At 71.9% G+C, this 22,810-nt stretch carries 22 protein-coding genes; 15 read left to right on the plus strand and 7 right to left on the minus strand.

Annotated elements, in window-relative coordinates:
- Positions 1–10: 10 nt before the first annotated feature.
- Together dnaJ and OG766_RS19080 are read left to right on the plus strand one after the other, a co-directional pair.
- Positions 11–1,195: a molecular chaperone DnaJ gene (dnaJ, locus tag OG766_RS19075; RefSeq protein WP_328725848.1), complete on the plus strand. Its 1,185-nt coding sequence runs from the start codon at positions 11–13 to the stop codon at positions 1,193–1,195.
- A 4-nt stretch (positions 1,196–1,199) separates the two neighbouring features.
- A complete protein-coding gene (locus OG766_RS19080; RefSeq protein WP_266380978.1) occupies positions 1,200–1,661 on the plus strand; it encodes a heat shock protein transcriptional repressor HspR in 462 nt (153 codons plus the stop codon).
- Positions 1,662–1,793: 132 nt separating this feature from the next.
- On the opposite strand, the gene OG766_RS19085 is transcribed toward OG766_RS19080, so the two are convergent.
- The 3 genes from OG766_RS19085 to OG766_RS19095 form a co-directional block, all read right to left on the minus strand.
- Entirely contained in the window at positions 1,794–3,086 is a 1,293-nt protein-coding gene (locus OG766_RS19085; RefSeq protein ID WP_328725849.1) for a fibronectin type III domain-containing protein, read from the minus strand.
- 35 nt (positions 3,087–3,121) lie between these two features.
- Positions 3,122–3,514: a hypothetical protein gene (locus tag OG766_RS19090; RefSeq protein WP_328725850.1), complete on the minus strand. Its 393-nt coding sequence runs from the start codon at positions 3,512–3,514 to the stop codon at positions 3,122–3,124.
- Between the two features lie 138 nt (positions 3,515–3,652).
- On the minus strand, positions 3,653–4,639 hold the full coding sequence (locus OG766_RS19095) for a helix-turn-helix transcriptional regulator (RefSeq protein WP_266380984.1): 987 nt from the start codon (positions 4,637–4,639) through the stop codon (positions 3,653–3,655).
- 334 nt (positions 4,640–4,973) lie between these two features.
- On the opposite strand from OG766_RS19095, the gene OG766_RS19100 reads away from it, so the two are divergent.
- On the plus strand, positions 4,974–5,294 hold the full coding sequence (locus tag OG766_RS19100; RefSeq protein ID WP_328725851.1) for a (2Fe-2S)-binding protein: 321 nt from the start codon (positions 4,974–4,976) through the stop codon (positions 5,292–5,294).
- 152 nt (positions 5,295–5,446) lie between these two features.
- On the opposite strand, the gene OG766_RS19105 is transcribed toward OG766_RS19100, so the two are convergent.
- The gene (locus OG766_RS19105; protein ID WP_266380989.1) at positions 5,447–5,860 is read right to left on the minus strand and encodes a pyridoxamine 5'-phosphate oxidase family protein; all 414 of its coding nucleotides are present in this window, start codon (positions 5,858–5,860) and stop codon (positions 5,447–5,449) included.
- Positions 5,861–5,992: 132 nt separating this feature from the next.
- Between OG766_RS19105 and clpB the strand changes: the two genes are divergently transcribed.
- Both clpB and OG766_RS19115 read left to right on the plus strand, forming a co-directional pair.
- A complete protein-coding gene (gene clpB / locus OG766_RS19110; protein WP_328725852.1) occupies positions 5,993–8,584 on the plus strand; it encodes an ATP-dependent chaperone ClpB in 2,592 nt (863 codons plus the stop codon).
- 78 nt (positions 8,585–8,662) lie between these two features.
- Entirely contained in the window at positions 8,663–9,208 is a 546-nt protein-coding gene (locus OG766_RS19115) for a YbjN domain-containing protein (RefSeq protein WP_266380995.1), read from the plus strand.
- Between the two features lie 15 nt (positions 9,209–9,223).
- On the opposite strand, the gene OG766_RS19120 is transcribed toward OG766_RS19115, so the two are convergent.
- Positions 9,224–10,276, minus strand: coding sequence for a glycosyltransferase family 39 protein (locus tag OG766_RS19120; RefSeq protein WP_266380998.1), 1,053 nt, complete (start codon positions 10,274–10,276; stop codon positions 9,224–9,226).
- A gap of 312 nt (positions 10,277–10,588) precedes the next feature.
- Entirely contained in the window at positions 10,589–11,164 is a 576-nt protein-coding gene (locus OG766_RS19125; protein ID WP_266381000.1) for a TetR/AcrR family transcriptional regulator, read from the minus strand.
- A 121-nt stretch (positions 11,165–11,285) separates the two neighbouring features.
- On the opposite strand from OG766_RS19125, the gene OG766_RS19130 reads away from it, so the two are divergent.
- Positions 11,286–12,077, plus strand: coding sequence for an alpha/beta hydrolase (locus tag OG766_RS19130; protein ID WP_328725853.1), 792 nt, complete (start codon positions 11,286–11,288; stop codon positions 12,075–12,077).
- On the opposite strand, the gene OG766_RS19135 is transcribed toward OG766_RS19130, so the two are convergent.
- The gene (locus OG766_RS19135; protein ID WP_266381005.1) at positions 12,071–13,291 is read right to left on the minus strand and encodes a pyridoxal phosphate-dependent aminotransferase; all 1,221 of its coding nucleotides are present in this window, start codon (positions 13,289–13,291) and stop codon (positions 12,071–12,073) included. The genes OG766_RS19130 and OG766_RS19135 overlap by 7 nt on opposite strands.
- A gap of 112 nt (positions 13,292–13,403) precedes the next feature.
- Here OG766_RS19135 and OG766_RS19140 point away from each other — a divergent pair, with 112 nt between their 5' ends.
- The 9 genes from OG766_RS19140 (at position 13,404) to OG766_RS19180 (ending at position 22,765) form a co-directional block, all read left to right on the plus strand.
- The gene (locus OG766_RS19140) at positions 13,404–13,613 is read left to right on the plus strand and encodes a hypothetical protein (protein ID WP_266381008.1); all 210 of its coding nucleotides are present in this window, start codon (positions 13,404–13,406) and stop codon (positions 13,611–13,613) included.
- A gap of 365 nt (positions 13,614–13,978) precedes the next feature.
- Positions 13,979–14,497: a DUF2617 family protein gene (locus tag OG766_RS19145; protein ID WP_266381011.1), complete on the plus strand. Its 519-nt coding sequence runs from the start codon at positions 13,979–13,981 to the stop codon at positions 14,495–14,497.
- An 84-nt stretch (positions 14,498–14,581) separates the two neighbouring features.
- Positions 14,582–16,114 carry a polyamine aminopropyltransferase gene (locus tag OG766_RS19150; protein ID WP_266381014.1) on the plus strand — a complete coding sequence of 511 codons (1,533 nt, stop codon included), beginning with the start codon at positions 14,582–14,584 and terminating at the stop codon, positions 16,112–16,114.
- A gap of 70 nt (positions 16,115–16,184) precedes the next feature.
- Entirely contained in the window at positions 16,185–17,240 is a 1,056-nt protein-coding gene (locus OG766_RS19155; protein WP_266381017.1) for an SRPBCC family protein, read from the plus strand.
- Between the two features lie 48 nt (positions 17,241–17,288).
- On the plus strand, positions 17,289–18,089 hold the full coding sequence (locus OG766_RS19160) for an aldose epimerase family protein (RefSeq protein ID WP_266381020.1): 801 nt from the start codon (positions 17,289–17,291) through the stop codon (positions 18,087–18,089).
- 10 nt (positions 18,090–18,099) lie between these two features.
- Positions 18,100–18,639: an orotate phosphoribosyltransferase gene (pyrE, locus tag OG766_RS19165; RefSeq protein ID WP_266381023.1), complete on the plus strand. Its 540-nt coding sequence runs from the start codon at positions 18,100–18,102 to the stop codon at positions 18,637–18,639.
- A 153-nt stretch (positions 18,640–18,792) separates the two neighbouring features.
- Entirely contained in the window at positions 18,793–19,815 is a 1,023-nt protein-coding gene (fbaA, locus tag OG766_RS19170) for a class II fructose-bisphosphate aldolase (protein WP_266381026.1), read from the plus strand.
- A gap of 167 nt (positions 19,816–19,982) precedes the next feature.
- Positions 19,983–21,152 (plus strand): MalY/PatB family protein, encoded by a 1,170-nt coding sequence (locus OG766_RS19175; protein ID WP_266381029.1) that lies wholly within the window; start codon positions 19,983–19,985, stop codon positions 21,150–21,152.
- A 140-nt stretch (positions 21,153–21,292) separates the two neighbouring features.
- Positions 21,293–22,765: an MFS transporter gene (locus OG766_RS19180; protein WP_266381032.1), complete on the plus strand. Its 1,473-nt coding sequence runs from the start codon at positions 21,293–21,295 to the stop codon at positions 22,763–22,765.
- The last annotated feature ends 45 nt before the right edge of the window (positions 22,766–22,810 follow it).

Genomic DNA, 22,810 nt, shown 5'->3' on the forward strand with positions numbered 1-22,810 from the left:
AGGGACGTCGATGAGCACGAAGGACTTCGTCGAGAAGGACTACTACAAGGTTCTCGGCGTCCCCAAGGACGCCACCGACGCGGAGATCAAGAAGGCGTACCGGAAGCTCGCCCGGGAGAACCACCCGGACGCCAACAAGGGCGACGCCAAGGCCGAGGAGCGCTTCAAGGAGATCTCCGAGGCCAACGACGTGCTCGGCGACCCCAAGCGGCGCAAGGAGTACGACGAGGCCCGCGCCCTCTTCGGCAACGGTGGTTTCCGGTCAGGACCCGGGGCAGGCGGAACGTTCAACTTCGACCTGGGTGACCTCTTCGGAGGCACCCAGGCCGGGGGTGGCGGCGCCGCCGGAGCCGGCGGCTTCGGCGGCGGGCTCGGAGACGTCTTCGGCGGGCTGTTCAACCGCGGCACCGGACCCGGTCCGCGGACGCAGCCGCGCCGCGGCCAGGACATCGAGTCCGAGGTGACGCTCAGCTTCACCGAGGCGGTGGACGGGGCCACGGTCCCGCTGCGGATGTCCAGCCAGCAGCCCTGCAAGGCCTGTTCGGGCACCGGCGACAAGAACGGCACGCCGCGGGTGTGCCCGACCTGCGTCGGCACCGGCCAGGTCTCGCGCGGCGGCAGCGGGTCCTTCTCGCTGACCGACCCGTGCGTGGACTGCAAGGGCCGCGGCCTCATCGCGGAGAACCCGTGCGAGGTCTGCCACGGCAGCGGGCGCGCCAAGTCGTCCCGGACCATGCAGGTCCGCATCCCCGCGGGGGTGAGCGACGGCCAGCGCATCCGGCTGCGCGGCAAGGGCGCACCGGGCGAGCGCGGTGGCCCGGCCGGCGATCTGTACGTCGTGGTCCGTGTCGGCGAGCACCCGGTGTTCGGCCGCAAGGGCGACAACCTCACCGTCACCGTGCCGGTCACCTTCACGGAGGCCGCGCTCGGCGGCGAGGTGAAGGTCCCGACGCTCGGCGGGCCGCCGGTCACGCTGAAACTGCCCGCCGGCACGCCCAACGGCCGTACGATGCGGGCCCGCGGAAAGGGTGCGGTCCGCAAGGACGGCACCCGCGGCGATCTGCTGGTCACCGTGGAGGTCGCGGTGCCGAAGGACCTCGGCGACGAGGCCCGTGAGGCCCTGGAGGCGTACCGGAAGGCGACTGAGGACGTCGATCCGCGGGCAGAACTGTTCCAGGCCGCGAAGGGAGCATGATGCGATGGACGGCCGACGTCGACAGCCTGGATTCGGTGGCAGGGCTTACGAACTGACCGACGAGACGCCGGTGTACGTCATCTCGGTGGCGGCCCAGCTGTCCGGTCTGCACCCGCAGACGCTGCGGCAGTACGACCGCCTCGGCCTGGTCTCCCCGGACCGGACCGCCGGCCGCGGCCGGCGGTACTCGGCCCGTGACATCGACCTGCTCCGCCAGGTGCAGGCCCTGTCGCAGGACGAGGGCATCAACCTGGCCGGTATCAAGCGCATCATCGAGCTGGAGAACCAGGTCGCGGCCCTGCAGTCCCGGGTCGCCGAGCTTTCGGCGGCGGTCGAGGGCGCGGCGGTCGCGATGCAGCAGCGCGAGGCGCAGGTGCACGCGTCGTACCGGCGCGACCTGGTGCCGTACCAGGACGTGCAGCAGGGCAGCGCGCTGGTGGTCTGGCGGCCCAAGCGGGACGGCTGACCCCGTCCGCCGGGGAACGCTCTGGAACGAACGGCGAAGGCCCCCACCCGGGAGACCGGGCGGGGGCCTTTGGCCGTGCCTGTCCGCGTCACGGCCGGCGAGGCGGACCGTTCGCGGCCCTGCGGACCGTCGTCACTCCTCGGGCTCCGGCTCGCCGGGCTCGGTCACGGTGACGTAGCCGCCGGGGATCTCCTGCCAGGGCAGCGCGTTGCCGTACACGTCGACGGCCACCACGAAGAAGGCCCAGGTCTCGCCGTCCGGTACGGGCTCGTAGAGGAACTCCGAGGTCTCGGCGCCGAAGTATTCGGTCGTCACGACCTCCAGGACGATGCCGTCCTCGGTCTCGTGGACCCGGGCGCGGCGCAGCTCGTAGCGACGGAGGTCCGCCTCGGGGCTGTCGTTCCAGTCCACCGCGATGGCGCCGGTGTCCGTGAGGGCGGCCGTCAGGCCGGTGACGGCGGCCGGCGGGTCGGAGTCGCCGGGCCGGGTGAAGGTCACCTCGTTGGACCGCTTCGACTCCACGCCGTCCACGTTCACCTGCGTGACGACGTAGTGGTACGTCTCCCCGCGCTTCAGGTCGCCCTCGTCGCTGCACGAGTGGCTCAGGTGGTCCACCCGGCAGGTGGTGACCGGGGTGGCGCCGGCCGGGACGGGCGACACGGTGGAGCGGTAGACGCGGACGTCCCTGCCGCTGTCCCCGGCGGGCACGGTCCACGCCAGTCGCACACCGTCCCAGTACCCGTAGGGCGCCGCCGTGAGGGTGGGTGCGGACGGTACGCGGTGGTCGCCCCGCCGGATCTCCCGGACGCTGCTGCGGGCGGACTCGTTGCCGTGTCCGTCGAGGGCCTGCACCGCGTAGAAGTACACGGTGTTGTCCTTGGCCGTGACGTCCGTGTACGTGGGCGCGGTGCCGGTGCCGATCGGCTGCAGGAAGGCCTGGTCGGTGCCGCGGAGCACGCGGTAGGTGGTCGCGCGGGCGGAGGCCGTCCAGCCGAGGGTGACGCCCTTGGCGGTGTCGGTGGCCGTCAGTCCGGCGGGCACGGCGGGGTCGGGCAGGTCGGTCGTCGTCACGGACGCGGCGCCGCCCAGGGGCGATTCGTTGCCCGCCTTGTCGACGGCGGCGACGGCGTAGGCGTACCTGCGTCCGTTCGCCAGCGGCACGTCGGTGAACGAGGCGCCGGTCAGCAGGGCGGTTCCGCTCACCGTCTGCCAACTGCAGGGATCCGTGCACCGCTTGACGCGGTATCCGGCGAGGTCCATCTCGCGGTTGCGGGTCCAGCTGACGGTGGGCCGGTAGGTCGTCGTCGAGTACGCCGTCCAGCCGCCGGCCGGGGCGAGCGGCTTGACCTTGTCGGCCGCGGCGGTGGTGACCGGGGTGTAGGCGAAGCCGATGTTGGCGGCGCCCGTCCACGCGGCGAAGTCCACCCGCAGCGTGTGGCGGCCCTTGGGGATGGTGAGGTTCAGCTTCCTGGTCTGGGTTGAGCTGACGTTCCGCCAGGAGTCGATCTTCCGGACGCCGTCGACGTAGACACGGACTCCGTCCTGTGCGACGGCGGTGAGGGTGAACGGCCCGCCGAGCCGAAGTCGCGGGCGGTGGTCCAGCGCACGGAGAAGTTGTCCTTGGGCAGGGTGGTGCCGGCCGGGGCGCCCGTGCCGTAGTTCTCGCTGATGGCCGCGTCGCACACGGTCCGGCGCGGCGTGCCGGTGAGGGTGGTGTTGGCGTGGTACGTCGCCTTCCACACCCCGTCCGCGCAGGTGACGGTGGCGGCGTGGGCGGGGGAGGACAGGCCGGGTACGGAGGCGGCCATGAGGGCCGCGACGGTGGCGCAGGCAGCGCGGAAACGCTGGGGCATGGGCTGGGGGTGGTCGCTCTCGGTCCGAAGGAGGCGTGGGGAGGGCACCGGAGGGTGTGGGGGGAGCGCCGGGCGGGATGATCGCACATCCTGTCGAGCCCTGTCACCCGACCGGAGCGGTGCCCGGCTGCTCCGAGGTCAGTGATCCTGTTCCAGGATGCCGGACTGGGCGATCAGGTAGCCGAGTTGGGCGCGTGAGCCGCTGCCGAGGGCGGAGGCGAGCTTGGCGATATGGGCGCGGCAGGTGCGGACGTTCATCCCGAGACGGCGGGCGATCGCCTCGTCGACGTGGCCCTCGATGAGGAGCTTGGCGATGGAGCGCTGCACACCGCTGATGCCGTCCATCTCCGGGGCGTAGGCGACGACTTGGTCGTCCCAGGGCACGCCGTGGAGCCAGAACTGCTCGAAGACGCCGACCAGGTACTGCACCAGGCCCTCGTGACGCAGCTCCAGGGCGACCCGCCGGTCGCTGCGCGCCGGGATGAAGGCGACCTTGCGGTCGACGATGATGAGCCTGTCGATGATCTCCTCGAGGGTGCGGACCTCCGCGCCGTAGGGGGCGACGCGCTCCACGTACGCCATCGTCGCGGGGTGGTGGCGCGAGGTGTGCTGGTACAGCGTTCGCATGACCACGCCCCGGTCGACGAGCATCTCGACGCGGCGCAGCCCGTCCTCGAGGGTCGCCGGTCTGCGCCCGCTGCCGGGCTGCACCGTCAGGAGCTCCTCCGTGCAGTCGGCGATGACCCGGTCCAGCGTCGTGTTGATCAGGCTCAGGCCTTCGAGCACGGTGATCGCGTGTGTGGCCGACGAGCTGTGCGCGTTGATCGACATGAATGGCTCAAAGGCGTCCGCCAGGGAGGCCGTGAGACGCCTTCGTTCCTGGATCTCCCGCTCTATGGGGTGTATCAGCTGGTGCAGAGCGACGGACGGTGGAACCGGACGCAACCATTCACTGTCGTCGGGATCCGGGCGCAGCATGGCCAGGTCGATGAGACACGGAGTGTCGGCCACCTCGGCGCGGGCTATGCGGCCACTGCGCAGCGCGGACGCATAGAGGTTTCTCCCGGCCTCGCACAGCTCGTCGTGACTGTGCTTGTCTCCCGAATCGCTCCCTTTCGCCTGCATTTGCACCCCCCTCAGGGTCCTGAATTACAGGAACATGATGCCTGGACTCGCTGGTGGAAGCGTTCGGAGTGAGCCATCGTCTTATGCGCGGGGGAGGAGGTAGTGATTAAAAGAGGTGGAGATCGGCCATGACCAGGATGGTTCGTGCACTTTGCGCTATAGCCGTTGCGGCTGCTCTCGGCGGTCTCGCGGGGAGTGGTGAGCCCACGTGGGAGTCGACCCCCGGGTCGGTGACCGCGTCCCCGGGTGAGCCCACCTGGGAATCCGCATCCACGACGGTGATCGCGTCGCCGGGTGAGCCAACCTGGGAGAGCGGGCCGGCGGACGTCGACGCATGAGCGCTCCCCCGGACGACCGCGTCTTCCGACGGGAGATGGCGACGGCGTACCGATCCGGGTGGCACTTCATCGATCTCGTCACGGCCATCCCCCACCGTGGCGACTCGCTGATGGTCACTCTCTTCGGGGAACCGATCGTCGTCGCCCGAGAGGACGACGAGGACGTCCGTGCCTACCGGTGCCTTCGTCGGCCTCGTGGGGCCCCACGCCCCGTTCGCTGTGCCATCAGGTACGGCATGATCTTCGTCAATCTCGACCGGCGGGACCACCAGCTGGTCGAGCCCGAGACCACCACCGCCACCCCCCGCAGTGCCTGAGCGGTTCCCCCGTCGTTCAAAGATCGCTCAGGCGCTTCCCCCACACAGCGGCGCCATCGTGGACCTGAAACACGATGGCGCCGCTGTGCTTTGCCCTGTCCCGGATGCCGACGCCCTCGCTCCCTGTCCTGACGCCCTCGCTCCCCGGATGCCTAGGCCCGGCCCATCGCCCGTGTCAGGGCGATCTCGATGACCACGCGGTCCGGGTTCGGGGCCGGGGTGCGCTCGTAGCGCGCCGCGTAACGGGCCACCGCGTCCGCCACGACGTCCGGCTCCGTGCGGATCGTGGCGCGGCCCTCCAGCGTCGCCCAGCGGCCCTTGTCCACCTGGCAGACCGCGACCCGTGCCCCCTCCGGGCCGGCTGCCAGGACGTTCGCGACCTTGCGGCTGTGCTTGTTGGTGATCACTCGTGCGACGCCCCGCTCGCCGCCCTCCGGGTCGTACGTGACGCCGACCGCGACGACGTGCGGACTGCCGTCCGGGCGCGGGGTCGTGAGCGTGCACATGTGGTACTCGCGCCAGAAGCTGAGATAGGACGCGTCGGGGTGTCGTGGGTCGATGGCCATGCCCAAAAACCTACCGGGGGCGCCGGTCCCGGACTACTCTGGTCAGTGCCTTGAGTGGAATAGACTCAACTTTGTGTACCTTGGAAGAGTCATAGCGAAGTCATCGCCGAGGACGAGGAGGAGAGACCGCACGTGGACGCCGAGCTGACCAACAGGAGCCGGGACGCGCTGAACGCCGCGAGCACCCGGGCCGTGTCCGACGGGCACCCCGATCTGACGCCCGCCCATCTGCTGCTGGCGCTGCTCGCGGGCCAGGACAACGAGAACATCACCGATCTGCTGGCAGCCGTCGACGCCGACCAGGCCGCGGTACGGTCCGGTGCGGAGCGGGTGCTCTCGGACCAGCCCAGCGTGACCGGGTCGACCGTCGCGCCGCCGCAGCCCAACCGTGAGCTGCTCGCCGTCATCGCCGACGCCGCGCAGCGCGCCAAGGAGCTCGGTGACGACTACCTCTCCACCGAGCATCTGCTCGTCGGCGTCGCCGCCAAGGGCGGCCGGGCCGGCGAGGTGCTCTCCGGGCAGGGCGCCACCGCGAAGAGACTGCAGGAAGCGTTCGAGAAGGCACGAGGAGGGCGCCGGGTGAGCACACCCGACCCCGAGGGTCAGTACAAGGCCCTGGAGAAGTTCGGCACCGACTTCACGGCGGCGGCCAGGGAGGGCAAGCTCGACCCCGTCATCGGCCGTGACCAGGAGATCCGCCGCGTTGTCCAGGTGCTCTCCCGCCGCACCAAGAACAACCCCGTGCTGATCGGTGAGCCCGGCGTCGGCAAGACCGCCGTCGTGGAGGGCCTCGCCCAGCGCATCGTGAAGGGCGACGTCCCCGAGTCGCTGCGCGACAAGCGGCTGGTCGCGCTCGACCTCGGTGCCATGGTCGCCGGCGCGAAGTACCGCGGTGAGTTCGAGGAGCGCCTGAAGACCGTCCTGTCCGAGATCAAGGAGAGCGACGGCCGGATCATCACCTTCATCGACGAGCTGCACACCGTCGTGGGCGCGGGCGCCGGCGGCGACTCCGCCATGGACGCGGGCAACATGCTGAAGCCGATGCTCGCGCGCGGCGAGCTGCGCATGGTCGGCGCCACCACCCTCGACGAGTACCGCGAGCGGATCGAGAAGGACCCGGCGCTGGAGCGCCGCTTCCAGCAGGTCCTGGTCGCCGAGCCGACCGTCGAGGACAGCATCGCGATCCTCCGCGGGCTCAAGGGCCGCTACGAGGCCCACCACAAGGTGCAGATCGCGGACAGCGCGCTGGTCGCCGCCGCGACCCTCTCCGACCGGTACATCACCTCCCGCTTCCTCCCCGACAAGGCCATCGACCTCGTCGACGAGTCCGCCTCCCGGCTCCGGATGGAGATCGACTCCTCACCGGTCGAGATCGACGAGCTCCAGCGCTCCGTCGACCGGCTCAAGATGGAGGAGCTCGCGCTCTCCAAGGAGACCGACGAGGCCAGCAAGCAGCGTCTTGAGAAGCTGCGCCGCGACCTCGCCGACAAGGAGGAGGAGCTGCGCGGCCTCACCGCCCGCTGGGAGAAGGAGAAGGAGTCCCTCAACCGCGTCGGTGAGCTGAAGGAGAAGGTCGACGACCTGCGCGGCCAGGCCGAGCGGGCCCAGCGCGACGGCGACTTCGACACCGCTTCCAAGCTGCTCTACGGGGAGATCCCGGCGCTGGAGCGGGAGCTGGAGGCCGCCAGCGAGGAGGAGGCCCAGCAGGAGGCCGCCAAGGACACCATGGTCAAGGAGGAGGTCGGCCCCGACGACATCGCCGACGTCGTCGCCGCCTGGACCGGGATCCCGGCCGGCCGGCTGCTGGAGGGCGAGACCCAGAAGCTCCTGCGGATGGAGGACGAGCTGGGCAAGCGCCTGATCGGTCAGACCGAGGCGGTGCGGGCCGTGTCCGACGCGGTGCGCCGCTCGCGGGCCGGGATCGCCGACCCCGACCGGCCGACGGGCTCGTTCCTCTTCCTCGGACCGACCGGCGTCGGCAAGACCGAGCTGGCGAAGGCCCTCGCGGACTTCCTCTTCGACGACGAGCGGGCGATGGTCCGCATCGACATGTCGGAGTACGGCGAGAAGCACAGCGTCGCGCGGCTCGTCGGAGCCCCGCCCGGATACGTGGGCTACGAGGAGGGCGGCCAGCTCACCGAGGCGGTCCGCCGACGCCCGTACAGCGTGGTCCTGCTCGACGAGGTGGAGAAGGCGCACCCCGAGGTCTTCGACATCCTGCTGCAGGTCCTCGACGACGGCCGGCTGACCGACGGACAGGGCCGGACCGTCGACTTCCGCAACACCATCCTGATCCTGACCTCCAACCTCGGCAGCCAGTTCCTCGTGGAGCCCCTGACGAGCGAGGAGGAGAAGAAGCAGCAGGTCCTGGAGGTCGTACGGGCCTCGTTCAAGCCGGAGTTCCTCAACCGGCTCGACGATCTCGTCGTCTTCTCGGCCCTGTCCAAGGACGAGCTGGCGCACATCGCCGAGCTCCAGATCGCCCGCCTCGCCCAGCGGCTCGCCGAGCGCCGGCTCTCCCTGGACGTCACCCCGCCGGCCCTGGAGTGGCTGGCCGACGAGGGCAACGACCCGGCCTACGGTGCCCGGCCGCTGCGCCGCCTCGTCCAGACCGCGATCGGCGACCGGCTCGCCAGGGAGATCCTCTCCGGCGAGGTGAAGGACGGCGACACGATCCGCGTCGACCGCTTCGACGGCGGCCTGATCGTGGGACCGGTGCAGTAAGCCACGCCCGGGTGGGGGTTGCCAGCCCCCGCCCGGGATGGGAGAGGATGGCCGCATCCGTACGAAGGGAAACACCCGGTGAGCATCGACCCGTCCTCGATTCCGAATTTCGGGGGCCAGCCCCAGCCTCAGTCCGCACCCCCCGCGGGCCCGGTCATCCCCGACCAGGACCTGGTCAAGCAGCTCCTCGACCAGATGGAACTGAAGTACGTCGTCGACGACGAGGGTGACCTCGCGGCGCCGTGGGAGGAGTTCCGTACGTACTTCATGTTCCGCGGCGAGGACGAGCAGCAGGTCTTCTCGGTGCGGACGTTCTACGACCGCCCGCACGCGTTCGGCGACAAGGCGAAGATCCTCGACGCCATCGACGACTGGAACCGCCGCACGCTGTGGCCGAAGGTCTACACGCACACCCACGAGGAGGAGGGCGAGCCCACCACCGTCCGCCTCATCGGCGAGGCCCAGATGCTGATCGGTACCGGTGTCAGCCTGGAGCACTTCGTCTCGTCGACGGTGAGCTGGGTGCGCGCGGCCATCGAGTTCGACAAGTGGCTGGTGGAGCTGCTGGGCCTGGCCCCGGCCGCTGAGGACGCCGCGGACGAGAAGCCCTCCGACGAGGGCTGAGCGCCGCAGCGTTCCTCACAGGGCCATAGGGGCGACCGTCAGATACGTCCCATAGGCGAACGACAGCCCGGCCAGGGCGACGATCACCGTGATCGCCGCCCTCGGCCGGGCTTTCGTCAGTGCGCAGGCCAGCGGCAGCAGCAGCGGGAACGCCGGCAGCAGAAAGCGCGGCTTGGACTCGAAGTAGCCGGATCCGCCGACCGTGATCAGCACGAGCACCGCCGTGTACACGAGCAGCGCGAGGGGCGGGCGGTCCAGCACGAACAGCGCGAAGAGCAGGACACCCGCGGCCGCGATCACCAGCGCCATCGGGAAGCCGAAGAACGCCGGCGCCGTCACCATGCCGCGGATCACCCGCAGGGACCCGAGCCCCAGATCGAACCGTGACGTCCAGCCGCTCTGCACGGCGAAGTACCCGCCGAGCACATCGCCCTTGCGCGCCCCGACCCACAGCAGGTACCCGAGCCATCCGGCGGGCGCCAGCACGGCCGCCGCCCGGATCCCGGCCCGGCCGCCCTTCGTGCCCCGCCGCTTCCACAGCTCGCAGCCGGCCACCGCGCACACCGCCGCCGCGACCGCGATCCCGTTCGGCCGGGTGAGCCCGGCGAGCGCCGCCAGCACCCCCGCCCACAGCCAGCGGTGGGTGAGCACCGCGTACAGCGACCAGGCGGCGAACGCCGTCAGCAGGGGCTCGGTGTACGCCATGGACAGCACGATCGCGTGCGGCAGCAGCCCCCACAGCAGCACGACGACGGTCGCGGTCCTCCGGTCGTGCAGCCGCTCGACGACCGCGTAGATGCCCCATGCCGCCGCGCCCGCCGCGATCCAGGAGAGCACCAGCCCCGCGGTCCCGCCCGTCACGGGCAGTACGGACGTCACGGTCCGCACGAGCCCCGGGTAGAGCGGGAAGAACGCCAGGTCGGACTGGACGGCGCCGTCCGGCCAGTACAGCGTGCGGCCGTAGCCGTGCGCCGCGATGCGGACGTACCACAGGGAGTCCCAGGAAGTGGCGAGCAGCGCCCGCGGCGACCGGCCGATGTGCCAGGCCCACAGCGCCATGACGAGCATCCCGGTGAGCCTGGCGGCCGCGAACAGCCCGAGCGCGGGGGCGGCCCGGTGCAGGGCGGCACGACAGCGGGAGACGGCCCGGCCGGCGGCCGGCGATGCCTTGTCGAAGGTCTCGGCGAACAGGGGGCACCTCCGAGCGCGCGTGAGCGGTCACCCCGACCTTCCGTGGTACGCGCAGGTGGCGCGAGCGCTGGGCAGCCGCGCGGGTGGATTCCCTCCCCGAAGGACCGGCGCACGCGTGTCGCCGTGACAGCGGGCCGCCGGCGCGGTACGGGCGGTGCGGCGCGGCGTCCGTGCGGATCTGACGAGAGGTCAGTTCAGGCGGAGGAGAGCCTGCGCGGTGGCCGACAGGTGGGTGCGGACGGTGTCCCCGCCGTCGAGGTAGCCGCCCGCCAGGGCGCCGTCGCGCAGCAGCACCAGCGCCGCCGCGGCCTCATCGGGTGCGGGGTGACCGCAGGCGGCGGCCAGGTCGGCGAGCGCGCCACGGAACCACGCGCGGTGCTCCGCGATCAGCCGCCGGACCGGATGCTCCGCATCCGGGTACTCGGCGGCGGCGTTGATGAAGGGGCAGCCGCGGAAGCCCGGACCGCAGACCTCCTCGGCGAGGCCGCCCACCAGCAGCTCCACGACCGTCCGCGGCTCCTTCGCGGCGGCCGCCGCCTGCGCCGTGCGGGCGCGGATCTCCTCGTCGCGGACCCGCAGGTAGGCCAGCACCAGCTCGTCCTTGCCGCGGAAGTGCCGGTAGAAGGTCGCCTTGGTGACCGCGGCCGTGGCGATCAGCCGGTCGACGCCCACGGCCTGGATGCCCTCCGCGTAGAAGAGCTCTGCGGCCGTCTCCAGTAGGCGCTGCCGCGGGTGGGAGACCCGCGCGGTCGGTTCCGTGCTCATGGCGCCAAACGTAACCGACCGGTCTGGCCTGCTTGTTTTGACAGTGCTCCGCCGACGGTCCAGACTCCAAGCAGAAAGAACGGTCTGTCTCCCTCTCTTCGCCGTCACCTCAGGAGTTCTCGTGTCCGATCGGACCATCCTTCTCATCCACGGTCTGTGGATGACCCCGCACAGCTGGCAGCCCTGGATCGACCGCTACACCGCCCAGGGCCACACCGTCCACGCGCCCGGCTGGCCCGGCGTGTCACAGCTCGGCGAGCCGCTCGACCACGCGAAGGCTCCGGCAGGGCTCGGCGTGCAGGAGATCGCGGACCACTACGAGGCGTTCCTGCGCACCCTGCCGGAGCAGCCGGTGATCATCGGACACTCCTTCGGCGGGCTGGTGACCCAGATCCTGCTCGACCGCGGCTACGGCCGGGCGGGCGTCGCGATCCACCCCGGGCAGCCGCGCGGGGTCCTGGCGCTGTCGCTGTCCACGCTGCGTGCCGCGTGGCCGGTCCTCGGCAACCCCGCCAACCGCAGGCGCACCGTGGCCCTCACCGACCGGCAGTTCCACTACGCCTTCGCCAACACCGTCTCCGCGGAGCAGGCCGCGCGGGAGCGTGCGACCTGGGCGATTCCCGGCCCGGGGCGCCCGTTGTTCCAGGCGGGACTGGCCAACTTCACGCCCAAGGCCCGGGCCGCGACCCGCATCGACTACCGCAACGACTCCCGCTCCCCGCTGCTGCTGGTGGCCGGCGGCGCGGACCACATCGTCCCGCGGGGTGTGGTGCGCGAGAACTACCGCCGGTACGCGAAGTCTGGGGCGGTCACCGAGTTCCGCGAGTATCCCGGACGCGACCACGGCACCTGCTTCCACGACGGCTGGGAGCAGGTCGCGGACGAGTCCCTGGCCTGGGCGCTGGCCTACTGAGACCGTCGGCCGGCGGGCTCCCCCGGGCCCGCCGCGAGCCCCTTGAGCCGTGAGACGGCCTCCTCCAGGACGTCGGTGCGCTTGCAGAAGGCGAACCGGACGAAGGGTGCCCCTTCGTCCCGGTGGTCGTAGAAGACCGCGTTGGGGATCGCCACGACCCCGCAGCGTTCCGGCAGCGCGCGGCAGAAGGCGAAGCCGTCGCTCTCGCCGAGCGGGCGGATGTCGGTGGTGACGAAGTAGGTCCCGGCGGGCCGGTACACCTCGAAGCCGGCCGCGGCGAGACCGGAGCCCAGCAGGTCCCGCTTGGCCCGCAGATCGTCCCGGAGCCCGTCGAAGTACGTCCGCGGGAGCGCGAGCGCCTCGGCGACCGCGTACTGGAGCGGGCCGGACGCGACGTAGGTGAGGAACTGCTTGGCCGAGCGGACGGCGGCGACCAGCGGCGCCGCCGCCGTGACCCAGCCGACCTTCCAGCCGGTGAACGAGAACGTCTTGCCGGCCGAGCCGATGGTGACCGTGCGCTCGCGCATGCCCGGGAAGGTCACGATCGGCGTGTGCTCGCCCTCGAAGACGAGGTGCTCGTACACCTCGTCGGTGACGACCAGCAGATCCCGCTCGACGGCGAGCGCCGCGACCGCCGCCAGCTCCTCGCGGGTGAGGACGGTGCCGGTGGGATTGTGCGGGCTGTTGAGCAGGATGAGGCGGGTGCGATCGGTGACCGCGTCGCGCAGTTCGTCCAGGTCCAGTACGTAGGCGCCGTCGCGCGGATGGAGCGTGACGGGTACGCGCGTCCCGCCCGCCATCGCGATGCAGGCCGCGTAGGAGTCGTAGTAGGGCTCCAGGGCGATCACCTCGTCACCGGGCTCGACGAGGGCGAGCAGCGCGGCCGCGATCGCCTCCGTGGCGCCGGCCGTGACCAGCACCTCGGTGTCGGGGTCGTACGCGAGGCCGTACCACTCCCGCTGGTGGCGGGCGACGGCGGTACGCAGCTCGGGGACGCCGGGGCCGGGCGGGTACTGGTTGCCCCGGCCGTCGCGCAGCGCGCGCACCGCCGCCTCACGGACCTCGTCGGGGCCGTCCGTGTCCGGGAAGCCCTGGCCCAGGTTGATCGAGCCGGTCCGCACGGCCAGCGCGGACATCTCGGCGAAGATCGTCGTCCCGAACTCGGCGAGGCGGCGGTTGAGCAGCGGTCGGTGACCGGGTGCGCGTCCTGTCATGCGGGCCATCCTGCGCGCAACCTCTGGAGTAGCTCAAGTCCGCTTTGGGCCGCGAGAGCCGGGGGCATCCCCCAGGCACACCAGAAGCAGCCTCGCTTCGGGGGAAAGGACGGTGAGGTCAGTGGTCGGAGTCTGGATCGTGCTCGGGTTGATCGTGCTCGTCGTGTTCGTGGGGATCGCGTCGGGTGGTGGGCGTGGTGGCGTGAGCCGCTCGCGCCGTCGCAGGAGCTGGTGGGCCGGCGGGGACGGCGGTTCGTCCTGCGGCGGCGGCTCCTCCTGCGGCGGTTCGTCGTGCGGTGGTGGCGGGGGCGGCGGCGACTGACCGCGGCGTCGGCGGGGGGCGGCTGACACGGGGCAGCCGACCGCGCCGCGACCGAAGGCGCCCGGGGGGACGAACTCCCTCCGGGCGCCTTCCTGTTGACGCCTGATGCATGTGGGCGGCGAGATTGTGCACCCCGGAGAAGGATTTCCGTTGAACAGTTGAACAGACAGGCCCCCGGGGGGATGGAAACCACGTCATGTTGGGTAAAAGCGCTGTGAGCGTCTCCCACTTCATGATTCCCTCGCTGTTGAGAACATCCAGCCCTCGGACCTCCTGTGGACCCGAGCCGGCAGATCCCCCACCTCCTCTGTGCTGCCTCCGGGGTGCCCCGGTCCACCCGTCACGCATGTTTGCGGAGCCGATCCATGCTCACGACCCTGAAGACCTCCTACACCGACACCCGCGCGGCCGATCTGGCCTGGGCGCTGGGCCGGGAGCCGCTGCCCGCCCTCGCCGAGCTCGACCTCGAACTGTCGGGCGCGAAGCTGCAGTTGAGACTGCTGGGCGCTTCCCACCAGGTGCTGCTCGAGGAGGACCGGGGCGCCTGCTCCGAGACCGTCGCCTGCATGCCGGGCAGCAGCACCCCCCTGCCGCTGGGCGTCGAACGGCGGCTCGGTGACTGGGAGTACGAGTTCGCCGCGCGCGTCGAGACGCTGTCGCAGGACTCCTTCGCGGGCCGTGCGCAGGAGGTGATCGCGCTGGTGACCGACCATCCGCACGGGCTCGCCGGCACGTTCCCCGGCTCGCCGCACGCGTTCACGGCGATGGTCGCCCAGCGCCTGGACGGCCAGGTGGGGTGGCGGACCTGGCACGCGTACCCGCAGGAGGGCCAGCTCGTGGTGACCCGCACCCGGGTCGGCGCGCGACTGCCCGCCGGGCGCTGACTCCATGCGTCGCTACGGCATTTTGTGGCAGTTGCACCCTTGTGGGTGACCATGCGCGACAGGTGTATAACGTAGCGTGACGACATGATCGACCCGCCTCTGCCCGCACCGGTTCAGGGCGGGGTGCGGCCGCCCGTACGTCCGGGCGCGGGCCGGTTCCTCGTCCTCCTCGTGGTCTTCGTCTGCGCGGCCTGCGGACTCGTGTACGAACTCGAACTCGTCGCCCTCGCCTCGTACTTGATCGGCGACTCGGTCACCCAGGCGTCCGTCGTGCTGTCCGTCATGGTCTTCGCGATGGGCATCGGCTCCCTGCTCGCCAAGCGGCTGCGCTGCCATGCGGCCGTCGGCTTCGCCCTGGTGGAGGCGGCGCTCGCGCTCATCGGCGGCTGCTCGGCACTGGTGCTGTACGCGGCCTTCGCCTGGCTCGGCGAGGCGCGACACGCGCTGGTGGCGTTCTCGCTCGCCATCGGGGTGCTGATCGGCGCCGAGATCCCGCTGCTGATGACCCTGATCCAGCGGGCGTCACGACGCGGGGGCGCAGGCGAGGGCGACGAGGACGCCGCGGGCACCGTCGCCGACCTGTTCGCCGCGGACTACGTGGGCGCGCTCGTCGGCGGACTCGCCTTTCCCTTCCTGCTGCTGCCGTGGCTGGGCCAGCTGACGGGCGCGCTGCTCACCGGCGCGGTCAACGCGGTGGCGGGCGGCGCGCTCGTGCTGTGGCTGTTCCGGCGCGACATGTCGGCCCGGTCGCGGTGGTGGCTGCTCGTGGCGAACCTGACGGTGCTGGCCGTGCTGGCCACCGCGACGGCCCTGGTCGACGACTTCGAGTCGGCCGCGCGGCGCGCGGTGTACGGCGAGCCGGTGCGGGTCGCCGTACGGACCGGGGTGCAGGAGGTCGTGCTGACCGGGGCCGAGCACGGGCCGGTCAAGCTGTTCCTGGACGGCCGGCTGCAGGTCAGCGGGGGCCCCGAGGACCGGCACCACCGGGCGCTGGTGGACCCCGCGATGCGCCGGGGACCGCATGCGCGCGTCCTGGTCCTCGGCGGGGGCGACGGTCTCGCGGCGCGCGAAGTGCTCCGGCACCCCGGGGTGCGGTCGGTGACCGTCGTCGAGCTCGACCCCGGAATGGTGCGCCTCGCCCGCTCGGACCCGGCGCTCTCGGCGCTCAACGGGTCCGTGTACCGGGACCCGCGGCTGAAGGTCGTGTACGCGGACGCGTTCTGCTGGCTGCGGGGGCCGGTGCCGCACCACGCGTACGACGTGGTGATCTCGGACCTGCCCGATGCGGGCTTCGCGCCCAGCGCCAAGCTGTACTCCCAGGAGTTCTACGGGCTCGCGGCGGACGTCCTCGCGGACGGCGGACGGCTCGCCGTGCACGCCGGGCCCGTGACGGCGCGGTCGCACGCCTACTGGACCGTCGAGGCCACGATCCGCGCGGCCGGGTTCACGACGCGGGCGTACCGTGCGCCGGGCCGGCCCGACCGGGGCTTCGTCCTCGCCGTCGCCGCGGCGGGGGGCGCGCCGCCGGCCCCGGGACCCGGGGTGGTCGGCGTGGAGGACGAGCGGCCGCGGGGACTTCCGCCGTCGACGCTGCTGCGTCCGCGGTACGCCGAGTGAGCGCCGCCGACTGTGCCGGTTCTGCGCAGAAGGTCTCCTGGCGGGCCGGGGCTGAGTAGGCTCGGCTTCCATGGAGCATGAGGTGTTCGTTCCGGTTCCGGCAGAGACCCTCCGGCAGACGCTGGCCGACCCTGCGCGGGTCGCCCGGTGCGTCCCCGGGCTCCAACAGGACGCCGACGCGTCGGCGGGCCCGCTCGCCGGCCGGCTGAAGATCCGTGTGGGCGGCCACACGATCACCTACCGCGGTGCTCTCCGGATCACCGGGCAGGACGACGACTTCGCGGTCGAGGGCGAGGGCACGGAGGCCCGCGGTTCCGGCTCCGCCAAGCTCGCCCTGACCCTTCGCCTCACCCCCGCCGAAGGCGGCACCACCCTCACCTTCACCGGCACGGCCCACGCGGACGGCCGACTCGCGGAGGCGGACGCCGCCACGGTCGCCCAGGCGGGCACGCGCCTGCTCGACCGGTTCGCGTCGTCCCTCGCGTCCAAGGCGACGGCGGACGGCAAAGCCACGGACGTGCCGCAGGACCCGACGCGGCCGGACGACTCCACCGAGCCGGGACGGTCGGGCGGCCGCCCGGAGGACGCCGGCGCGACGCGGGCGTCCACGGAGGCGCAGGCCGGTCCGGGGAAGGCCGACGCCGATGGCACCCCCGGCGGGGAGCAGGAAGGACCTGCCGGCGCCGGGAGCACGGACGACGCGGTGACGCGGCCGTCAGGGGACGACGGCGGCACGCCCGCCGCGGATGCGGAGCCAGGGCCCGGGGAGAACGGTGCCGATGAGGCGCAGCGCGCCGACGCGGCTGACGCGCCCGGTGCCGATGCGTCCGGTGCCGACGCGTCCGTCTACGACGTGGAGGTGCCGCCCTCGGCGCTGGACCCATTGGCGGACGAGGCGTTCGGGGACGGCGAGGAGCCGCCGGCGGAGGCCGCCCACGCCCGCCGGACGATGATCGGGCGCAGCGCGGAGGAGGTCGACCACGCGCCGCCGCGGGGACGGTACGCCCCGGTGCCCGCGCCGGGGACCGGCACCGCGGGGAGCACCCTGCGGTGGGTCGCCCCGGCCGCCGCGCTCGCGCTCGCCTCCGCCGTGGTGGTCGGGCGCGCTCTGCGCCGCCGCAAGTAGCCCGCTCGGGCGCGGGCGCGCCGAGCCGCCCCCCAGTAGGGTCGGGGTGTGAGTAGCGAAGAGAGCGTCCGGCTCACCGCCGGCGACGTCGAGTTGACCGTGGCCCCGGCGAACGGGTGCCGGATCAGCAGCCTCCGCATCGCCGGGACCGAGCTGCTGCGGCAGGGAGAGCGCTACGGCTGCTTCCCGATGGTCCCGTGGTGTGGTCGCACCGAGAACGGCCGCTTCCGCAACGGCGGTGTCGAGCACCAGCTCCCCATCAACGACCCGCCGCACGCCATCCACGGCACCGCCCGCGAATCCGCCTGGCGCACCGCGCGCACCGGCCCGGCGGAGGCGGTCTTCACCTACGAACTCGCCGACCCCTGGCCGTACACCGGGCTCGTCACCCAGACGTTCGAGCTGACCGAGGACTCCCTCGCGCTGCAGCTCGGCATCGAGACGTACGACGACTCGTTTCCCGCCCAGGCCGGCTGGCACCCGTGGTTCCTGCGCAACGCCTTCCCCGAAGGCAAGGGCGCCCGGCTCGACTTCATCGCCGACTGGCAGGAGGAGCGCGGCCCGAACTACCTCCCCACCGGCCGGCGCATCGAGCCCACGCCCGGCCCCTGGGACGACTGCTTCGGCATGGAGGACGGCCTCGACGTCACCGTCACGTGGCCGGATCAGCTGGAGCTCACGGTGAAGAGCCGCACCGAGTGGGTCGTCGTCTACGACCAGGAGGACGAAGCGGTCTGCGTCGAGCCGCAGTCCGGCCCGCCGAACGGGCTGAACACCCACCCCCGTCTGGTCACCCCCATCGACCCCCTCGAAATCGCCGCGACCTGGACGTGGCGCCGCCTCGCATAAGCTCAGGGCCATGACTGACGTACGCGCTGAGCTGCTCCAGCAGATCAAGGACAAGGCCGTGGTGCACGGCAAGGTGACCCTCTCCTCGGGGATCGAGGCCGACTGGTACATCGACCTGCGCCGGATCACGCTGGACGGCCAGGCGGCACCGATGGTCGGACAGGTGATGCTCGACGCCACCGCGGAGCTGGACTACGACTGCGTGGGCGGTCTGACGCTCGGCGCCGACCCGGTCGCCACCTCGATGCTGCACGCGGCAGCGGCTCGCGGGCAGCGTCTCGACGCGTACGTCGTCCGCAAGGCGGGCAAGGCGCACGGGATGCAGCGCCGCATCGAGGGCACGGACGTGAAGGGCCGGCGCTGCCTGGTCGTCGAGGACGTCTCCACCACCGGTGGCTCCCCGCTGACCGCCGTCGAGGCGGTACGGGAGGCCGGTGGCGAGGTCGTCGCGGTCGCCGTGATCGTGGAGCGGGGCGCCGCCCCCAAGATCGCCGAGGCGGGCCTCCCGTACGTCAACGCGTACTCGCTCGACGACCTCGGTCTGGCCTGACCTGCGGTTTCGCGGCAGGGCGGGAGTTTCACGTGAAACGTCCCGCCCTTGGACCGGGAGCCCGCATGGGCGTCTGGAAAGATAGGTGCGACGATGACGTCGCCCCCAGGTCAGGGCCAAGCACGCAAACCGCACATCACAAGGAGCGGACAGATGCCCATCGCAACCCCCGAGGTCTACGCCGAGATGCTCGACCGGGCGAAGGCTGGCAAGTTCGCCTACCCGGCCATCAACGTCACCTCGTCCCAGACCCTGCACGCTGCGCTGCGCGGCTTCGCGGAGGCCGAGAGCGACGGCATCATCCAGATCTCCACGGGTGGTGCGGAGTTCCTGGGCGGCCAGTACAGCAAGGACATGGTGACCGGCGCGGTCGCGCTCGCCGAGTTCGCGCACATCGTCGCCGCGAAGTACGACGTCACCGTCGCCCTGCACACGGACCACTGCCCCAAGGACAAGCTGGACGGCTATGTCCGCCCGCTGCTCGCGATCTCCGCCGAGCGCGTCGCGAACGGCCAGAACCCGCTCTTCCAGTCGCACATGTGGGACGGCTCCGCCGAGACCCTCGCCGACAACCTGGCCATCGGCCAGGAGCTGCTGGCCCAGGCCGCCGCAGCCAAGATCATCCTTGAGGTCGAGATCACCCCGACCGGCGGTGAAGAGGACGGCGTCACCCACGAGATCAACGACGAGCTGTACACCACCGTCGAGGACGCCATCCGCACCGCCGAGGCGCTCGGCCTGGGCGAGAAGGGCCGCTACCTGCTGGCCGCGTCCTTCGGCAACGTCCACGGCGTCTACAAGCCGGGCAACGTCGTGCTCCGTCCGGAGCTGCTCAAGGACCTCCAGGCCGGTGTCGCCGCCAAGTTCGGCAAGGCCGACCCGTTCGACTTCGTCTTCCACGGTGGCTCCGGCTCCACGGCCGAGGAGATCGCCACCGCGCTGGAGAACGGCGTCGTGAAGATGAACCTCGACACCGACACCCAGTACGCCTTCACCCGCCCCGTCGCGGACCACATGTTCAAGAACTACGACGGTGTGCTGAAGGTCGACGGCGAGGTCGGCTCCAAGAAGACGTACGACCCGCGCACCTGGGGCAAGGCGGCCGAGGCCGGCATGGCCAAGCGCGTGACCGAGGCGTGCGCGGCGCTGCGCTCGACCGGTACGAAGCTGAAGTAAGCACGAAGCCCACGCAGGCACACGGCTCAGCAGGCACACGCCTCAGCAGTCACCTGGCTCAGCGGCCACCCCGCTGAGCCGGCCACAAAGCTCAGGCAGGCAGAGGCCCGGCACCGACTCGGTGCCGGGCCTTCGTCCTGCCGTCCTGCCCGAAGGGGACCCCGAGGATGACGACGTACGACTTCGACACCCCCGTCGACCGGCGCGGCACCGCGAGCGTGCAGTGGGACGGTGTCGCCGACCGCTTCGGCGTGCCCGGACTGCTGCCGTTCACCATCTCCGACATGGACTTCCCCTGCCCGCCGCAGGTGCTGGACGCCCTGCGTGAGCGCGTTGCGCACGGGGTGTTCGGGTACACCGACTGGCGGCTCGGCGAGTTCCGTGAGGCGATACGCGGGTGGTACGCGGGGCGGCACGACACCGCGCTCGATCCGGAGTGGATCGTGTACGCGCCGTCCGTGCTGAGCCTGCTGTCGCAGCTGCTGCAGATGTGGACGGAGCCGGGGGACGGGGTGGTCGTCCACACGCCCACGTACGACGGCTTCCGCAAGGCGGTGACCGGGCTCGGGCGGGAGCTTCGAGGAGTGCCGATGAGGGACGCGGCCGGGCTGGAGCGGGAGCTCGCCCGGCCGGACGCGAAGGTGCTGCTCCTGTGCTCGCCGCACAACCCGACCGGGCGGGTGTGGACGGAGACGGCGCTGGGCGAGATGGCCCGGATGGCGCGGACGCACGGCGTCGCCGTGATCGCCGACGAGATCCACGCGGACTTCGCACACGACGGGCACCGGCATCTGCCGTGGACGCGGTTCGTGACGGACCGGGGGCGTGGGCCGGGGCGCTGGGCGCTGATCACGTCCGCGTCGAAGGCGTTCAACTTCCCCGGGCTGAACGGCTCGTACGGGATCATCGGCGATCCGGAGGAGCGCGCGACGTTCGTCCGCCGGATGGAGACGGGGGAGGGCCTCGCCTCCCCGGCGGTGCTCTCCCTGACCGCGCACATCGCCGCGTACCGGGAGGGGGCCCAGTGGCTGGACGCGGCGCGAAGCTATGTCGCCGGGAACATGACGATGCTCGCGGACCGGCTGCGGTCCGCGTTCCCCGAGCTGCGCTGGGAGCCGCCACAGGCCGGATACCTGGCGTGGATCGACCTCCGCGCGCTCGGCGTGGACGATGAGGCGCTCCAGCGGGAGCTGGTGGAGCGGGAGCGGGTCGCGATCATGCGGGGCGGGGTCTACGGGGCGGAGGGCTTCGTCCGCGTGAATCTGGGCTGCCCGCGGAGCAAGGCGGAGGCCGGCGCCGACGCTCTCGTCCGCGCCCTGACCCGCCTGAGGGCGTGACCGCGTGACCGCCTGACCGGCCGACCGCCTGACCGCGTGACCGGCCGTCCGACCGCCTGACCTGACGGCGCCGGGCCGGGGGCGGTGGCTCCGTACCCGGCCGGGTCGCCAGAGGGACGAGGGGACGCGATGATCGCCCTATGGACATCAGGCTCGCGTCGGCCACCGGGCGCTGGGTGGTCCTGACGACCGTCCTCGGGTCCAGCATGGCCCTGCTCGACTCGACCGTCGTCAATGTCGCCCTGCCCCACATCGGCGACGACCTCGACGCGGACCTCGCCGACCTCCAGTGGATCGTCAACGCCTACACGCTGACCCTCGCCGGGCTGATCCTGCTCGGCGGGGCGCTCGGGGACCGGTACGGGCGGCGAAGAGTGTTCGTGATCGGGGTGGTGTGGTTCGCGCTGGCGTCGCTCGCGTGCGGGCTGGCACCCAACGACCTGGCGTTGATCATCGCCCGGGCCCTCCAGGGCGTCGGCGGCGCGCTGCTCACCCCCGGGTCGCTCGCGCTCATCGAGGCGAGTTTCCACCCGGACGACAGGGCGAAGGCCGTGGGCCTGTGGTCCGGGTTCGGTGGCGTCGGCGCGGCGATCGGGCCGTTCGTCGGCGGGTGGCTGGTCGACGGGCCCGGCTGGCGCTGGGTGTTCCTGCTGAACGTGCCGCTGGCCGCGCTGTGCGTGCCCGTGGCGCTGCGCCACGTCCCCGAGTCGCGGGACCCGGCGGCGCACGGCCGGTTCGACGTGCTGGGCGCGGCGCTCGGGGCCCTGAGCCTCGCGCTGGTGACGTACGCGCTGATCGAAACGACGTGGTGGACCGGGATCGCGGGCGTCGTCGTGGGCGTGCTGTTCGTGTGGGTCGAGCGGCACCGGCCGGATCCCATGCTCCCGTTGTCGGTCTTCCACTCCCGGCTGTTCACGTCGGTCAATCTGGTGACCATGTGCGTGTACGCCGCGTTCGGCGGGTTCTTCTTCCTCGCCGCGCTGCAACTCCAGGTCGTCCTCGGCTACTCGGCCCTGGAGGCCGGCGTCGCGCTGCTGCCCACCACGGTGCTGATGCTGCTGTTCTCCGCGCGCTCCGGCGAGCTCGGCCAGCGGATCGGCCCGCGTATCCCGCTCACCGTGGGCCCGCTGCTGTGCGCCGCCGGGATGCTGCTGATGCTGCGGGCCGAAGCGGGCGCCGCGTACGTCACGCACGTGCTGCCGGCGCTGGTGGTGATGGGCCTCGGCATGGTGACCGTGGTGGCGCCGCTGACCGCGACCGTCCTGGCGTCCGTCGAGAGCTCGCGGGCGGGGCTGGCCAGTGGCATCAACAACGCGGCGGCCCGCGCGGCGGGCCTGCTCGCGGTGGCCGCGCTGCCGCTGCTGACCGGGATGGGACCGGAGGCGTACCGGATACCGGAGGAGTTCGCGGCGACGTTCCGGCGGGCGATGCCCCTGTGCGCCGGGGTGCTCGTGGTGGGGGCGGTGCTGGCCTTCGCGACGGTGCGTACGCCGGAGAAGTACTCCCGCGCCAAGTGCAAGCTCCACTGCAGTGTCGGCGCACCGCCGCTGGAACCACAGAGGAGGACGACGGGGACGACCGGGCAGGAGCCTACGGGCGGTCGATCCGGTTGAAGATCCGGATGATGTCGTCGCCGGCCGCAGGTTCCACGGATCCCG

The organism is Streptomyces sp. NBC_00259 (genome assembly GCF_036181745.1).
Classification (GTDB): Bacteria; Actinomycetota; Actinomycetes; order Streptomycetales; family Streptomycetaceae; genus Streptomyces; species Streptomyces pratisoli.

What these genes read in the sequence shown, in the direction of transcription:
- OG766_RS19180 (WP_266381032.1), top strand. Translation starts at nt 21,293, where the DNA reads ATGGACATCAGGCTCGCGTCGGCCACCGGGCGCTGGGTGGTCCTGACG.
- OG766_RS19125 (WP_266381000.1), bottom strand. Translation starts at nt 11,164, where the DNA reads ATGAGCACGGAACCGACCGCGCGGGTCTCCCACCCGCGGCAGCGCCTA.
- OG766_RS19155 (WP_266381017.1), top strand. Translation starts at nt 16,185, where the DNA reads ATGGAGCATGAGGTGTTCGTTCCGGTTCCGGCAGAGACCCTCCGGCAG.
- pyrE (WP_266381023.1), top strand. Translation starts at nt 18,100, where the DNA reads ATGACTGACGTACGCGCTGAGCTGCTCCAGCAGATCAAGGACAAGGCC.
- OG766_RS19090 (WP_328725850.1), bottom strand. Translation starts at nt 3,514, where the DNA reads ATGCCCCAGCGTTTCCGCGCTGCCTGCGCCACCGTCGCGGCCCTCATG.
- OG766_RS19175 (WP_266381029.1), top strand. Translation starts at nt 19,983, where the DNA reads ATGACGACGTACGACTTCGACACCCCCGTCGACCGGCGCGGCACCGCG.
- OG766_RS19080 (WP_266380978.1), top strand. Translation starts at nt 1,200, where the DNA reads ATGGACGGCCGACGTCGACAGCCTGGATTCGGTGGCAGGGCTTACGAA.
- OG766_RS19150 (WP_266381014.1), top strand. Translation starts at nt 14,582, where the DNA reads ATGATCGACCCGCCTCTGCCCGCACCGGTTCAGGGCGGGGTGCGGCCG.
- OG766_RS19145 (WP_266381011.1), top strand. Translation starts at nt 13,979, where the DNA reads ATGCTCACGACCCTGAAGACCTCCTACACCGACACCCGCGCGGCCGAT.
- OG766_RS19120 (WP_266380998.1), bottom strand. Translation starts at nt 10,276, where the DNA reads ATGCTCGTCATGGCGCTGTGGGCCTGGCACATCGGCCGGTCGCCGCGG.
- OG766_RS19095 (WP_266380984.1), bottom strand. Translation starts at nt 4,639, where the DNA reads ATGCAGGCGAAAGGGAGCGATTCGGGAGACAAGCACAGTCACGACGAG.
- OG766_RS19135 (WP_266381005.1), bottom strand. Translation starts at nt 13,291, where the DNA reads ATGACAGGACGCGCACCCGGTCACCGACCGCTGCTCAACCGCCGCCTC.
- OG766_RS19100 (WP_328725851.1), top strand. Translation starts at nt 4,974, where the DNA reads ATGAGCGCTCCCCCGGACGACCGCGTCTTCCGACGGGAGATGGCGACG.
- OG766_RS19105 (WP_266380989.1), bottom strand. Translation starts at nt 5,860, where the DNA reads ATGGCCATCGACCCACGACACCCCGACGCGTCCTATCTCAGCTTCTGG.
- dnaJ (WP_328725848.1), top strand. Translation starts at nt 11, where the DNA reads ATGAGCACGAAGGACTTCGTCGAGAAGGACTACTACAAGGTTCTCGGC.
- fbaA (WP_266381026.1), top strand. Translation starts at nt 18,793, where the DNA reads ATGCCCATCGCAACCCCCGAGGTCTACGCCGAGATGCTCGACCGGGCG.